Genomic DNA, 14,353 nt, shown 5'->3' on the forward strand with positions numbered 1-14,353 from the left:
GGACCAAACCACCCGTAGCGTCCCATGCCATGAGCGAAACCACCAGCATGCGCGGGCTGATCGGCGCCGGGTCCGCGATGTTCCTCGTCGGCACGCTGACCGCCGTCTCGGCGACGATCGCCGACTACCCCGTCTTCGGCGGCCAGGCCGTGCGGTACGCGGTCGCCGCCGTGATCCTGTTCGCGGCCGTACGGCTCACCGGCGCCGCCGGGCCGCGGCCGACCGCGCGCGAGCTCGCCCTGCTGGCCCTGCTCGCCGGGACCGGGCTCGCCGCGTTCAACGTCTGCATCGTCGCCGCCACCCACGACACCAGCCCGGCCACGATCGGCACCGTGATCGCCACCGTGCCGGTCGCGCTGGCACTGGCCGGGCCGCTGCTGGAGCGCCGCCGCCCGGCACCCGCCGTGGTGCTGTCGGCCTGCGTCGTCACGGCCGGGGCCGCGCTGGCCAACGGCCTCGGCAGCGGCACGCTGCGCGGCCTGCTGCTGGCGCTGGGCGCGCTGGCGGGCGAGGTGTGCTTCTCGCTCCTCGCCGTCCCGCTGCTGCCGCGGCTCGGCGCCCTGCGGGTGTCGGCGTGGTCGGCCGCGCTGGCGGCGCCGATGCTGCTGGCGGCGGGCCTGGTCGCCGACGGGCGGGACGCGCTCCGGGTGCCCACCGGCGCCGAGCTTGCCGGGCTGGCCTACCTGTCGGTGATCGTGACGACGGTCGCGTTCTTCCTCTGGTACGACGCGCTCGGCCGGCTCGGCAGCGACCGGGCCGGGCTGTTCGCGGGCCTGATCCCGGTCAGCGCGGTGGCCACCACCGTGGTGCTCGGCCTGGGCGAGCCGACACCGGCCGATCTCGCTGGCGCCGCCCTGGTCGCGGCGGGCGTCGTGGTCGGCCTGCGCCCGCCCCGGCGGACCGTGCCCGCGCCCCGGGAACGGGCGGCGGTCGCGCCGGCCGGGGCAGGTCGTAACCTGTAGGGCGGCCCCGTCCCCCAGAAGCCACTCGATCACCCTCGCGAGGAACCTCGATGCCTGAGTTCTCCTACACCGACCTCCTGCCGACCGGCCCGGACGACACCGAGTACCGGCTGCTCACCTCCGAGGGCGTCGCCACGTTCGAGGCGGGCGGGCGGACGTTCCTCCAGGTCGAGCCGGAGGCGCTGCGGCTGCTCACCGAGACCGCGATGCGCGACATCTCGCACCTGCTGCGGCCCGCGCACCTGAGCCAGCTGCGCAGGATCCTGGACGACCCGGAGGCGTCGCCGAACGACCGGTTCGTGGCCCTGGACCTGCTGAAGAACGCGGGCATCGCGTCCGGCGGGATCCTGCCGATGTGCCAGGACACCGGCACCGCGATCGTGATGGGCAAGCGCGGCCAGCACGTCCTCACCGACGGCCGGGACGAGGAGCACCTCTCGCGCGGCGTGTACGACGCGTACACGAAGCTGAACCTGCGCTACTCGCAGATGGCGCCGGTGTCGATGTGGGACGAGAAGAACACCGGCACCAACCTGCCCGCGCAGATCGAGCTGTACGCGACGGACGGCGACGCCTACAAGTTCCTGTTCATGGCCAAGGGCGGCGGGAGCGCGAACAAGTCGTTCCTCTACCAGGAGACCAAGGCGGTCCTGAACCCCAAGCGGATGCTGACGTTCCTTGAGGAGAAGATCCGCTCGCTGGGGACGGCGGCGTGCCCGCCGTACCACCTGGCGATCGTGGTGGGCGGCACGTCCGCCGAGTACGCGCTGAAGACGGCCAAGTACGCGTCCGCGCACTACCTCGACACGATGCCCGTCCAGGGCTCGCCGCTGGGCCACGGCTTCCGCGACGTGGAGCTGGAGCAGCAGGTGTTCGAGCTGACGCAGAGGCTCGGGATCGGCGCGCAGTTCGGCGGCAAGTACTTCTGCCACGACGTGCGCGTGATCCGGCTGCCGCGGCACGGCGCGTCCTGCCCGGTGGCGATCGCGGTGTCGTGCAGCGCCGACCGGCAGGCCGTCGCGAAGATCACCGCCGAGGGCGTGTTCCTGGAGAGGCTGGAGACCGACCCGGCCCGCTACCTGCCCGACACCACCGACGACCAGCTCGACGGCGAGGTCGTCCGGATCGACCTGAACCGCCCCATGGACGAGATCCGCGCCGAGCTGACCCGCTACCCGGTCAAGACCCGGCTGTCGCTGACCGGCCCGCTGGTGGTGGCCCGCGACATCGCGCACGCCAAGATCAAGGAGCGACTGGACGCGGGCGAGGAGATGCCGCGGTACCTCCGCGACCACGCCGTCTACTACGCCGGCCCGGCCAAGACCCCGGAGGGGTACGCGTCGGGGTCGTTCGGCCCGACCACGGCCGGCCGGATGGACTCCTACGTCGAGCAGTTCCAGGCGGCGGGCGGCTCCATGGTGATGCTGGCCAAGGGCAACCGCTCGCAGCAGGTCACCGACGCCTGCAAGGAGCACGGCGGCTTCTACCTCGGCTCGATCGGCGGCCCGGCCGCGCGGCTGGCGCAGGACTGCATCAAGAAGGTCGAGGTCCTGGAGTACGCCGAGCTGGGCATGGAGGCCGTCTGGCGCATCGAGGTCGAGGACTTCCCGGCGTTCGTCGTCGTCGACGACAAGGGCAACGACTTCTTCGCCGACACCACCGGCCCCGTCCTCACGATCGGCAGGCGCTGAGCGGAGTTCCTGGCGCTATTGGTCTTATTTCCAACTTAGTCCCGAAGTCTCCACAATGACCGGACGGCCACTCCGGTATCTTTTCCGCCATGTCTCAGTCAGAGCGCCTCGTGCTCGCGACGCGCTACCGGCTGGTCTCGGAGTTAGGTCAGGGCGCCAACGGCACCGTCTGGCGAGGGCATGACGACCTCCTCGATCGCGCCGTCGCGATCAAGGAGCTGCGGCTCCCCGAGGACCTGTCCGAGGACGACCGGGTGGTCTTCTACCGCCGGACGCTGCGCGAGGCGCGGGCGCCGGCGCAGCTGCGCACCCCGTCGATCGTCGAGGTCTACGACGTCGTGATCGAGCAGGGCCGGCCGTGGATCGTGATGGAGCTGATCGAGGCGCCCAACCTCGAGGAGCTGGTGGCCCGGTCCGGGCCGCTGCCGCCCGAGCGGGTGGGGCACATCGGCCGGCAGCTCCTGGAGGCGCTGGCGGCCGCCCACAAGGCGGGCATCGTGCACCGCGACCTCAAGCCCAGCAACGTGCTGCTGGACGGCGACCGGGTCGTGCTGACCGACTTCGGGCTGGCGTTCTCGTCCGGCTCGGTCAGCCTGACCAGGTCGGGACATTTCATGGGCTCCCCGGCGTACGTGGCGCCCGAGGTCGCGGCCGGGGAGAAGGCCACCCCGCGCTCGGACCTGTGGTCGCTGGGCGCCACCCTGTTCGCGGCGCTGGAGGGCCGGCCGCCGTTCGAGCGGGAGAACGTGATGGCCACGCTCAGCGCGCTGGCCAACGAGCCGACGCCGCCCATGCAGAACGCGGGGGCGCTCGCCCCCGTCGTCACCGGCCTGCTGGAGAAGAACCCGACCCGCAGGCTCAGCCACGCCCGCGCGGTGGACCGGCTGGAGCGCGCGCTGACCGGTCCCCGGGCCGGCCGCCGCCGCCCGCCGACGCCGCGGCTGCGGGTGATGGCCGTGATCGCGCTCGTCGGCGCGACCGTGGCGTCCTGCGGGATCGGCGCCACCGCGCTGATCGTCGGGATGATGAAGGAGAGCCCCGGCCCGTCCCCCACCTCGCCGGTGGCCGCCTCCCCCGGCGGCACCGGGGTCCAGGCGCCGGCCCCGCCCGGCGCCGGCTCCAGCACGCTGATGGTGCGGGCCCGCGGCGGCCCGTGCAAGATCTTCGTCTCGGTGCCGGGGCCGACGCTGAACGTGCTGTCGGACGAGACCCTGGCCAAGGGCGACGCCCGCCAGTACGACCAGCAGAGCCTCAACGCCGTCATCCACGACGCCGCCGCGTGCGAGGTGTGGCTGAACGGGCGGCAGCAGCCCGTCGGCAAGGCGGGCGAGCGCAAGTCGTACACGGTGCGGAAGGACACGCCGGGCGGCTGACCTCACCGTCTCCCGCGGGAATGATCGAGTCGGTTCCGGAGCTGTCGCGAGGGCAGGGATAGATTCGCTTCCGGAGGTGGCATTCCCATGACCGAGCGCGCGCCGCAGCAGGACGGGTACCGGATCGAGCACGACTCCATGGGGGAGGTGCGGGTCCCGGCCACGGCGAAGTGGCGCGCGCAGACGCAGCGCGCGGTGGAGAACTTCCCGATCTCGGGCCGCGGGCTGGAACCGGCGCACATCGCCGCGCTCGGGCAGATCAAGGCGGCGGCGGCCACGGTGAACGCCGAGCTGGGCGTCCTGGACGAGGACGTGGCGGCGGCCGTGCACGAGGCCGCGCTGGAGGTCGCCGCGGGCCGCTGGAACGACCAGTTCCCCATCGACGTGTTCCAGACCGGGTCCGGCACGTCCTCGAACATGAACGCCAACGAGGTCGTCGCCACGCTGGCCGAGGAGCGGCTGGGCCGCCCGGTGCACCCCAACGACCACGTGAACGCGTCGCAGTCGTCCAACGACGTGTTCCCGTCCTCGATCCACATCGCGGCCACCGGCGGCGTGGTGCACGATCTCATCCCCGCGCTGCGGTATCTGGAGGCCGCGCTGGCGGCGAAGGCGGAGGAGTTCGCGACCACGGTCAAGTCGGGCCGCACGCACCTGATGGACGCGACGCCGGTCACGCTGGGCCAGGAGTTCGGGGGCTACGCCGCGCAGGTGCGGTACGGGGTCGAGCGGCTGGAGGCGGTGCTCCCCCGGCTGGCCGAGCTGCCGCTGGGCGGCACCGCGGTCGGCACCGGGATCAACACCCCGGAGGGTTTCGCGGCGCGCGTCATCGAGGAGATCGCGCGGGCCACGGGGCTGCCGCTGACCGAGGCGCGCGACCACTTCGAGGCGCAGGGCGCCCGGGACGGCCTGGTGGAGGCCAGCGGCGCGTTCCGCACCATCGCGGTCGGACTCACCAAGATCGCGAACGATCTGCGCTGGATGGGCTCCGGACCGCGGGCGGGGCTCGCCGAGATCCGGCTGCCGGACCTGCAGCCGGGGTCGTCGATCATGCCCGGCAAGGTCAACCCGGTGATCCCGGAGGCGGTCGCGCAGGTGGCGGCGCAGGTGATCGGGAACGACGCGGCGATCGCGTTCGGCGGCGCGTCCGGCAGCTTCGAGCTGAACGTCCAGCTGCCGATGCTGGCGCGCAACACGCTGGAGTCGATCACCCTGCTGGCGAACGTCTCGCGGCTGCTCGCCGACCGCTGCGTCGCGGGCATCGAGGCGGACGCGGACCGGATGCGCGAGTACGCCGAGTCGTCACCGTCGATCGTGACGCCGCTCAACCGCTACATCGGGTACGAGGAGGCCGCGAAGGTCGCCAAGCAGGCCCTGGCCGAGCGCAGGACGATCCGCGAGGTCGTGCTGGAGCGGGGCCACGTCGAGAGCGGGAAGCTCACCCTGGAGCAGCTCGACGCGGCCCTCGACGTCCTCTCGATGACGGGGGTCCGCCGGCCCTAGTACGGGCCCGCGCCTAGTACCAGCCGACCGACTGGGAGTGCTGCCACGCCTTGCAGGGCGTGCCGTAGCGGTCGTCGATGTAGCCGAGGCCCCACTTGATCTGGGTCTTGTAGTTGGTCCGCCAGTCGGCGCCCGCGCTGGCCATCTTGGAGCCGGGGAGGGCCTGCGGGATGCCGTAGGCGCCCGAGCTGGGGTTCTGCGCCTTGTAGTTCCAGTGGCTCTCCTTGTTCCAGAGCTTCTGGAGGCAGCCGAACTGGGTGCTGGGGTCGTCCATGATGGACTTGGCGTACGCCTGCGCCACGCCGGCCGGGACCGGGTTGCCCTCGGTCGGGACCCCGCCGCCGTCGCTCTCCTTCTTCGGCTTCTTGGTCGGGATCGGCGTGCCGCGCGGCATCAGCCTGGGGCCCTTGGCGGGCGCCTCGCGCGCCTCGCGAGACGCGCGGTCCTTGGCCAGGCCGCGGCGCTGCTCCTCCAGGACCTTCGGGTCGATGGCCGGGGCGGCCGCGGCGGCGTCCGCCGCGTCCGGGGCCACCTTGGTGGTGCCGTCGTCACCGGTCAGCGCGAACGCGCCCACGGCGCCGGCGCCGACCACGACGGCCGCGCCCGCGGCCACCGCGGCGATCTTCAGGCCGGTGCGCCGGCCTGCGGAGCGCTGGGGGCGTCGGCCGGGGTGGCGCGGGCCGTCCGCCAGCTCCTCGCCGGGGCCCAGCGGCGCCTCCATGGGGCCGGGGGCGCCCATCGGGCCGGGGGGCGGCGCGGCGAGGCCGACGGCGGCACCGGGGGCGTGGGGGCCGTCCGCGACCGCTCCCATCGCGGCGGTGTCGCCGCCGGGGGTGCCGCCGAACGGGTCGCCGGCGACCTTCACGTCGTCGGGCGCGGTGCCGGCCGGGGGGCCCAGGGGTTCGTGGGGAGCGGGGCTCTGTCGTTCGTCTCGCCTAGGGGACCCGGGGCGGTCTCCGTACAAGGCGGTCCTTCCGACGGTCGTGCGCGCATGGACACGCGCACGAACTGTTTCCACCCCCCGGCCCGCGGCGTGCCGCGCGTCGCGGCGGTCCCGGGCCCGGAACGGCGCCGTGCCCGCCTCGCGGTATTCGGGGGACGCGAGGGGGAACGCACCGTTCGGGGGTGCTTACGGGGACACACAATGCCTGAGCGGCGGGCATGTTCTGCAACCGGAACGAGACGAATGCTAGGGATGGGCCGCTTGTCAACCTCCGTAGGGAAACGCGGAAATCGCTTCGCGAGCTGGCATTCCTCGCGATCAGAGGCGTAGGTGTGACCTTCATCACAGTTACACGGAGTGAGGTTTAACGATCACTTACGGTGATCGTTCCGGTACGCGTGCGGGAGGCCCCGGAGACGGGACCGGGCCCCGGCGCGGCGCCGGGGCCCGGAACGTGCCGTCGAGCGGGCGGTCAGCCCGTGACGTCGCCCAGCATGTCGGTGACCAGCGCGGCGATCGGGGACCGTTCCGACCGGGTCAGCGTCACGTGCGCGAACAGCGGATGCCCCTTGAGGCGCTCCACCACGGCCGCGACGCCGTCGTGCCGGCCGACCCGCAGGTTGTCGCGCTGCGCGACGTCATGGGTCAGCACGACCCGCGAGCCCGCGCCGATCCGCGACAGCACGGTGAGCAGCACGCCGCGCTCCAGCGACTGCGCCTCGTCCACGATCACGAACGCGTCGTGCAGCGAGCGGCCCCGGATGTGGGTCAGCGGGAGGACCTCCAGCATGCCGCGGTCCAGGACCTCCTCGATGACCTCGGGGGTCGTCACGGCCGACAGCGTGTCGTAGACGGCCTGCGCCCACGGCGACATCTTCTCGTTCTCGCTGCCGGGCAGGTAGCCCAGCTCCTGGCCGCCGACCGCGTACAGCGGCCGGAAGACCACGACCTTGCGGTGCCGGCGGCGCTCCAGCACGGCCTCCAGGCCCGCGCACAGCGCCAGCGCCGACTTGCCGGTGCCGGCCCGGCCGCCCAGCGACACGATGCCGACGTCCTCGTCCATCAGCAGGTCGAGCGCGACCCGCTGCTCCGCCGACCGCCCGCGCAGCCCGAACACCTCGCGGTCGCCGCGCACCAGCCGCACGGACTTGTCGGGCTGGACGCGGCCCAGCGCCGAGCCGCGCTCCGACAGCAGCCGCAGCCCGGTGTGGCACGGCAGCTCGCGCGCCTCCTCCAGCTCGGCCCGGCCGGTCTCGTACAGCTCCTCCACCTGCCCGGCCGGGACCTCCAGCTCCCGCATCCCGGTCCAGCCGGACTCCACCACCGCCAGCTCGGCGCGGTACTCCTCGGCCGCCAGCCCGACCGCGGACGCCTTCACCCGCATCGGCAGGTCCTTGGAGACCAGCACGACGTCGCGGCCCTCGCGGGCCAGCCAGCCGGCCACCGACAGGATCCGGGTGTCGTTGTCGCCCAGCCGGAACCCGTCGGGCAGCACGCTCGGGTCGGAGTGGTTCAGCTCGACCCGCAGGGTGCCGCCCTGCTCGCCGAGCGGGATGGCCTCGTCCAGGCGGCCGTGCTCCAGCCGGAGGTCGTCCAGCGTGCGCAGCGCCTGGCGGGCGAAGTAGCCGAGCTCCGGGTGGTGCCGCTTGGCCTCGAGTTCGGAGATGACGACGATGGGGAGTACGACCTCGTGCTCGGCGAACCGGGTCATCGCCCCCGGGTCGGCGAGCAGGACACTGGTGTCGAGGACGTACGTGCGCCGGTCCGGGACGGGGGTCGTCCCGGTGGGGATCCCGGAGTCGGGACGGCGCGCGGAGGTTGTGGCCACTCGATCTCCCTGAGAAGAGGGGAACTGCCGGTGGCGCAACAGTCCGCCCCCGTACGGCCAGGGAGGCCCTGGCCCGGGACGGTGGCCGGGGGTGGCCCCGGGAGAGGGGACCGGCCCTTAGGAACCGAAGCGCCTGTGCCGCGCGGCGTACGAGCGGATCGCCCGCAGGAAGTCGACCTTGCGGAAGTCCGGCCAGTGGACCTCGCAGAAGTAGAACTCCGAATGGGCGCTCTGCCAGAGCATGAAGCCGGAGAGACGCTGCTCCCCCGAAGTGCGGATGACCAGGTCGGGATCCGGCTGGCCGCGCGTGTAGAGATGCTCCGCGATGTGCTCGACATCAAGGCCCTCGGCGAGTTCCTCGATGCTGGTGCCCTTAGCCGCCTGCTCGATGAGCAGAGAGCGCACCGCATCAGCGATCTCACGCCTACCTCCATACCCAACGGCGACGTTCACAATCAGGCCGGGGGCGTCGGATGTGGCCTCCTGAGCATCTTTCAGGACGCGGGCGGTCTTGTCGGGCAGCAGATCGAGCGCGCCGACCGGCTTCACGTGCCAGCCGTCGGCGGCGATCCTGCGGACGGTGTTCTCGATGATCTCCAGCAGCGGGTCCAGCTCGCGGGCCGGCCGGTTGAGGTTGTCGGTGGACAGCAGCCACAGCGTGACGACCTCGACGCCGGCCTCGGTGCTCCACTGGAGCAGCTCGAAGATCTTCTCGGCGCCGCTCTGGTGGCCCCGGTTCACGTCGGCCAGGCCCATCGAGCGGGCCCACCGCCGGTTGCCGTCGAGGATCACCCCGACGTGCCGGGGGATGATGTCGGTGCGCAGCGAGGACTCCACGCGCCGCTCGTACATGCGGTAGACGGCATTGCGGATCTTGCCGTACGGGCCGCTGTGGCGGATGGCGGAGCTCAGCTTGTCCTTCGGCCCGGACTCGCCGGCCCCTGCTTCTCCACGCAACCCGTCACCCCGCATGCCCTGGACGTCCCTGCTACCTCGGTCACCTCGCCGAACCCCCATGCGGGTTTCCCTTCGCGCGGCCGTCCTTGATTCCAGGACGATGCCCAATTATGACCTCGGGGCGATATATATCGCACCGCATCGGCCATAACGCGCTCTTTGCATGAACGCGCGCTCAACACCGGATACGTGCGGGGCGGTACCTGGAGGTTAGCCGACCGCGCGGCCGTGCGGGGCGCCGTGGCCCGCTCCGGCCCGCCGCCCGGCGCGCTCGCCGGCCCGCTCACCGGCCCGTTCGGCCTCGGCCAGCAGGTCCCGCAGGAACCGCGCCAGCTCGGCGGACGTGAGCACCGCGCGCACGCCCCGGCCGCCGGCGCCCCACGCCTCGATCACGGCCCTCCTGGCCCGCCGCCACCGCCCGTACGGGGAGCCCTGCGGCCCCACCCAGACCGACGAGGTGCGCAGCGTGCACCGCAGCTCCCCCGTGCTGGCCACGTCGCCGCGGTCGCGGTGGCGGAAGGCGAACAGCTCCGTCTCGCGGTCGGGGTCGGGCGGCCCGCCGGGGCCGTGCGCGTGCCCGTACGGGGCGTACGCCGGCCGCGCCGGGAACCGGTCGTCGGGGTCGGGCCACCGGGCGGCCTGCGGGGAGTCCTCGGCGCGGGCGGCGGCCACCTGCGCGGCGAGCGCGGCGAGCGCGTGCCCGCACCGCTCCCCCACCGCGCCGAACGAGTCGCCGTCGCGGCGCAGTTCCAGCGTGACCTCGAACGGGGTGCCGCCGCGGTCCAGCGCCGCCACCGGCAGCACCGACAGCGCCGAACCGTCCAGACAGCGCAGTCCGCCCATGCCCGTGCCCCCGCCCGTGTCCCGTTACCCCGGCCGTACCTCCCATTGGCACATTAGGCCAGGTCAACACCATGATCACACCTAGCGGCCGTCGTGATCACGTAAGGATGCGGGCTCAGGCGCTGGGGCCGGCGGCGCGGGCGCGCTCGACGTACTCCAGGGCGGTGCGCAGCTCGGCCAGCCACTCGTCGGTGTTCTTGCCCACCAGCCGGACGCACCAGGCCAGCGCGTCGCTCCGGCTGCGCGCGACGCCCGCGTCCACGAGGGTGTCCAGGACGCGGCGCTCGGGCTGGCGCAGCCGGGTCATCACCGGCACCGACAGGGTCGTGAACATCTCCCGCACGTCGCCGCAGGCGGCGCCCCAGGAGACCTTGTGGCCGAACCGGTGCTCGGCCTCGCGGGCGATCGCGATCCGCTGGTCGCGGGTCTCCTCGCGGAACCGGTTGATGTGCCCGGCGAGCATCCCGGCGCGCTCGGCGTCGCCGGCCTCGGCCGCCGCGGCGGGCGCGGGGAGGCGGCCGATCACGCTGACCTCCTCGCGGTCCAGGACGATCTCCGGCACGCCCTCGAACCAGCCTTCCGGCAGCCGCCCGGCGAACCAGCCCCGCAGCTCCTCGGCGGCTTCGTTCGTAGTCATGTAATCAAAATTACACCTCGCTCGGACGCGGGTCGAGTACCGCACCGTATTGACACTCACCATCTTTTGAGAGCTACTGTCATTTTGTAGACAGCCTCAATAGAAGGTGACTTCCATGACGACCACCGTTCCGCCCGCCGCGCCCCCCACGCGGGCCCGCCGCTGGTGGGGGCTGGGCGCGCTGGCGCTCAGCCTGCTGGCCCTGGGCTTCGACCTGACGATCCTGAACGTGGCGCTGGCCACGCTCTCCGAGGAGCTGGACGCGAGCACGAGCGCCCTGCAGTGGATCGTGGACTCCTACGTCCTGGTGTTCGCCGCGCTCCTGCTCCCGGCCGGCCTGCTCGGCGACCGCTTCGGCCGCAGGCGGCTGCTGCTGGCCGGCCTCGCCCTCTTCGCGGCGGCGTCCCTGGCGGGCGCGTTCGCCGGCGGCACCGCCGCGGTGATCGCGGCCCGGCTGCTCATGGGCGTCGGCGCGGCGATCGTGATGCCGCTGTCGATGTCGATGCTGCCCGCGATCTTCCCGCCCGAGGAGCGCACCCGCGCGGTCGCCGTCTGGAGCGCCTCGATGGCGCTCGGCCTGCCGCTCGGCCCGCTGGTGGGCGGCTGGCTGCTGGAGAACTTCTGGTGGGGCTCGATCTTCCTGGTCAACGCGCCGCCCGCGGTGATCGGCATGGTCGCGATCGCGCTGCTGCTCCCCGAGTCCCGCGACCCCGCCGCCCCCCGCGTCGACTGGGCCGGCGCGCTGCTGTCGGCGGCCGGGCTGGTCGCCCTGGTGTACGGGGTCATCGAGGCCCCGGTGCGCGGCTGGGCCGACCCGCTCGCGCTCGGCGCGATCACCGGCGGGCTCGTCCTGCTGACCGCGTTCACGCTGTGGGAACGCCGCGCCCGCGAGCCGATCATGGACATCGGGCTGTTCCGCGACCGGCTCTTCCTGTGGCCGCTGGTCGCCGGCACCACCGCCACGCTCGTCATGGCCGGGGCGCTGTTCGTCCTGCCGCAGTTCCTCCAGGTCGTGCAGGGGAACGGCGTCTTCGGCACCGGGCTGCGGCTGATCCCGATGCTGCTCGGGCTGATGCTCGGCGGGCTGGTCACCGACCGGCTCGCGGGCCGTACCGGAGCCAAGCCGATCATGGTCGCCGGGCTGCTGGCGCTGGCCGCCGGGCTGGGCGCGGGCGCGCTCACCGACGCGGCCGGGACCTACCCGTACACCGCGTTCTGGCTGGCCGTGGCCGGGACCGGGATGGGCCTGACCATGGTCCCGGCGATGGACACGGTGCTGTCGCGGCTGCCCGAGGACCGGGCCGGGCGCGGCTCGGGGCTGGTCCAGGCGCTGCGGCAGACCGGCGCGGCGCTCGGCATCGCCCTCCTGGGCAGCCTGGTGGCCTCGGTCTACCGCGGCCGGCTCGACCCCGGCGGCCTGCCCGCGGAGGCGGCGGCCACCGCCCGCGACTCGGTCGGCGGCGCCGCGGCCCTCGCGGAGCGGCTGGGCGACCCCGCGCTGCTCGCCTCGGCCCGCGACGCCTACGTCCACGGCATGAACGCCGCGCTGGCGGCCTGCGCGCTCGCCGCGCTGGCCGTGGCGGCGCTGGTCGCCGCGTTCCAGCCGGTCCGCGCCCCGGAACGTGCGGAGCCGCCCGCCGATGGCCGAGAATCGACGCATGAGCACGCCGCCACCTGAGTCGTCCGCGGACACGTTCGAGGACCGCCTGCGGGGGCTGCCGCTGCGCGAGCGCAAGAAGCTGCGGACCCGGAGGGCGATCCAGGAGCACGCCCTCCGGCTCTTCGCCGAGCAGGGCTACGAGGCCACCACGGTCGAGCAGATCAGCGCGGCGGCCGAGATCTCGCCCAGCACGTTCTTCCGCTACTTCCCGACCAAGGAAGACGTCGTCATCGAGGACGAGTACGACCCCGTCATGGCGGCGGTGTTCCGCGCGCAGCCGCCGGAGCTGTCCCCGATCGAGGCGCTGCGCGCGACGCTCCGCGACGTCTTCCCGGTCGTCTACGAGCGGGAGCGCGCCGCGCTGTTCGCGCGGACCCGGATGATGGTCGAGGTGCCCGCGCTGCGGGCCAGGATGTTCGACTCGATGCGCACGGGCACGCTCGCGGTGATCAACGAGTTCGTCGCCGAGCGCACCGGCCGCGACCGGTCCGACCCCGAGGTGCAGGCGTTCGCCTGGGCGGTGCTGGGAGTGCTCCAGGCGGCGATGTACGCCTGGCTGGACAGCGGCGGCGAGCTCGACCTGCCCGGCCTCGTGGACCGGAACCTGGCCTTCCTCGCCGCCGGCCTGCGGCTCTGAGCGCCGCCGGCCGTCAACCGGCGATCCGGTCGGCGTGCCCCGGGTTGACCCGCACGGCGCCCTTCATGTTGCGCGTGTAGACGTTCTGGACCTGCACGACCGTGCCCCGGCGCGGCGCGGCGATCATCTTGCCGTTGCCGATGTAGAGCGCGATGTGCGAGATGTAGCCCGGGGCGGTCGGGTCGTTCGCCCAGATGAGCATGTCGCCCGGCTCGGCCTTGCTGTACGGGATCACCCAGCCGGCCCGCGCCTGGTCGGCCGCCACCCGGGGCAGCCGGATCCCGGCCCTGGCGAACGCGAACTGCATCAGCCCGGAGCAGTCGTAGCCGCCCTCGGCCTCGGACTCGCCGCCCCACACGTACGGCCAGCCGAGCCGGGTGTACGCGGCCTTGATCACCGTCTGCACCTGCTGCGCGGTCATCACCTTGCCGCGCGCGGACGGGATCCGGCCGGGCTCGGGGTAGTCGGCCTTCGGGTTGACCTCGACCGCCTTGGCGCCCTTGGGCAGCATCTTGCGGATGTGCTTGACGTAGCGGTCGACCTTCTTCTCCGGGACGCTGACCAGCATCGCGTTCCCGGTCGGCACGCCCAGGGTGCGGGCGGTGGCGCGGGAGATCACCGCGTCGACGTCGCCGATGCCCATCGTGGCGTACGCGCCGACCCGTACCTGGGCCTGCCTCTGCTTGCCGCCCACCGGGATCTGGCTGCCGAGTTGCACGCCGCCGTCGCTGCCCATGGTGAACGAGATCGCGACGTCACCGCCGGCGACGTTGCGCCACAGCGCGTCGGACTGGGCGGTCGGCTTGGGGGTGAAGTTGCGGAACGTGGACGGCTCCACGCCCAGCACGCCCACCCGCTTGCCCGCGACGACGGCCTGCACGGCGTCGACGACCTCGGTGCCGGCCACGCCCTTGGTGCCGCGCACCCGGGACACCGTCTCGGCGGGCAGCGTGCCCGGCGCCGCGATCAGGATGTGCGGTTCGAGCCGCTTGCCCAGCGGCGCGACCGCGGCCGGCGAGATCTTCGAGCTGCCCGAGGCGGCCACGAACTTCTGGTGCTCGGCGTTGGTACGGGGGTCGGGCCCGCCCTGCCCGTGCGCGACCAGGACCGCTCCATTGGCGGCCAGCGTGGTCATCACCGAAACGCCGATGATCGTCGGTAGAACCCGGCGGTCCGGCTTGCGCACGGCAACACTCCCTCACTGCACGGCCTCGCGGCCCACGATCCTGCCCCGCCAACTCTGGGCCCTGGGCACGGTCTCCGTCCAGATACCCCGGCGCGCCGCCGGCCACCCCGGGGGATTGGCCGCGCTCCGTCAG

General features: G+C 73.2%; 12 protein-coding genes. 6 read left to right on the forward strand and 6 right to left on the reverse strand.

Going from position 1 to position 14,353, the window contains the following annotated elements:
* Positions 1-29 precede the first annotated feature (29 nt).
* The 4 genes from ACA361_RS02635 (at position 30) to ACA361_RS02650 (ending at position 5,529) form a co-directional block, all read left to right on the forward strand.
* Positions 30-962, forward strand: coding sequence for a DMT family transporter (locus ACA361_RS02635; protein ID WP_375010139.1), 933 nt, complete (start codon positions 30-32; stop codon positions 960-962).
* Positions 963-1,012: 50 nt separating this feature from the next.
* Positions 1,013-2,653, forward strand: a complete 1,641-nt coding sequence (locus ACA361_RS02640) for a fumarate hydratase (RefSeq protein WP_375010140.1) — start codon at positions 1,013-1,015, stop codon at positions 2,651-2,653.
* Positions 2,654-2,742: 89 nt separating this feature from the next.
* A complete protein-coding gene (locus ACA361_RS02645) occupies positions 2,743-4,026 on the forward strand; it encodes a serine/threonine-protein kinase (RefSeq protein WP_375010141.1) in 1,284 nt (427 codons plus the stop codon).
* An 87-nt stretch (positions 4,027-4,113) separates the two neighbouring features.
* Positions 4,114-5,529, forward strand: coding sequence for a class II fumarate hydratase (locus ACA361_RS02650; protein ID WP_375010142.1), 1,416 nt, complete (start codon positions 4,114-4,116; stop codon positions 5,527-5,529).
* A 13-nt stretch (positions 5,530-5,542) separates the two neighbouring features.
* Here ACA361_RS02650 and ACA361_RS02655 read toward each other — a convergent pair whose 3' ends face one another.
* From ACA361_RS02655 to ACA361_RS02675, 5 genes are all read right to left on the reverse strand, one after another.
* Complete coding sequence (locus tag ACA361_RS02655) at positions 5,543-6,394, reverse strand: lytic transglycosylase domain-containing protein (protein ID WP_375010143.1); 852 nt, start codon at positions 6,392-6,394, stop codon at positions 5,543-5,545.
* A gap of 550 nt (positions 6,395-6,944) precedes the next feature.
* Positions 6,945-8,264: a PhoH family protein gene (locus ACA361_RS02660; RefSeq protein WP_375010881.1), complete on the reverse strand. Its 1,320-nt coding sequence runs from the start codon at positions 8,262-8,264 to the stop codon at positions 6,945-6,947.
* A gap of 153 nt (positions 8,265-8,417) precedes the next feature.
* Positions 8,418-9,173, reverse strand: a complete 756-nt coding sequence (locus ACA361_RS02665) for an isoprenyl transferase (RefSeq protein ID WP_375010882.1) — start codon at positions 9,171-9,173, stop codon at positions 8,418-8,420.
* Between the two features lie 294 nt (positions 9,174-9,467).
* Positions 9,468-10,100 carry a hypothetical protein gene (locus ACA361_RS02670; protein ID WP_375010144.1) on the reverse strand — a complete coding sequence of 211 codons (633 nt, stop codon included), beginning with the start codon at positions 10,098-10,100 and terminating at the stop codon, positions 9,468-9,470.
* Between the two features lie 115 nt (positions 10,101-10,215).
* Complete coding sequence (locus tag ACA361_RS02675) at positions 10,216-10,737, reverse strand: hypothetical protein (RefSeq protein WP_375010145.1); 522 nt, start codon at positions 10,735-10,737, stop codon at positions 10,216-10,218.
* Between the two features lie 115 nt (positions 10,738-10,852).
* Between ACA361_RS02675 and ACA361_RS02680 the strand changes: the two genes are divergently transcribed.
* Positions 10,853-12,415, forward strand: a complete 1,563-nt coding sequence (locus tag ACA361_RS02680; protein WP_375010146.1) for a DHA2 family efflux MFS transporter permease subunit — start codon at positions 10,853-10,855, stop codon at positions 12,413-12,415.
* Positions 12,396-13,034: a TetR family transcriptional regulator gene (locus ACA361_RS02685; protein ID WP_375010147.1), complete on the forward strand. Its 639-nt coding sequence runs from the start codon at positions 12,396-12,398 to the stop codon at positions 13,032-13,034. The genes ACA361_RS02680 and ACA361_RS02685 overlap by 20 nt, the downstream gene beginning before the upstream one ends.
* 13 nt (positions 13,035-13,047) lie before the next feature.
* On the opposite strand, the gene ACA361_RS02690 is transcribed toward ACA361_RS02685, so the two are convergent.
* Entirely contained in the window at positions 13,048-14,220 is a 1,173-nt protein-coding gene (locus ACA361_RS02690) for a C40 family peptidase (protein WP_375010148.1), read from the reverse strand.
* Positions 14,221-14,353 lie beyond the last annotated feature (133 nt).

The sequence above is a fragment of the Actinomadura sp. 21ATH genome, assembly GCF_041951345.1.
Taxonomy (GTDB): Bacteria; Actinomycetota; Actinomycetes; order Streptosporangiales; family Streptosporangiaceae; genus Spirillospora.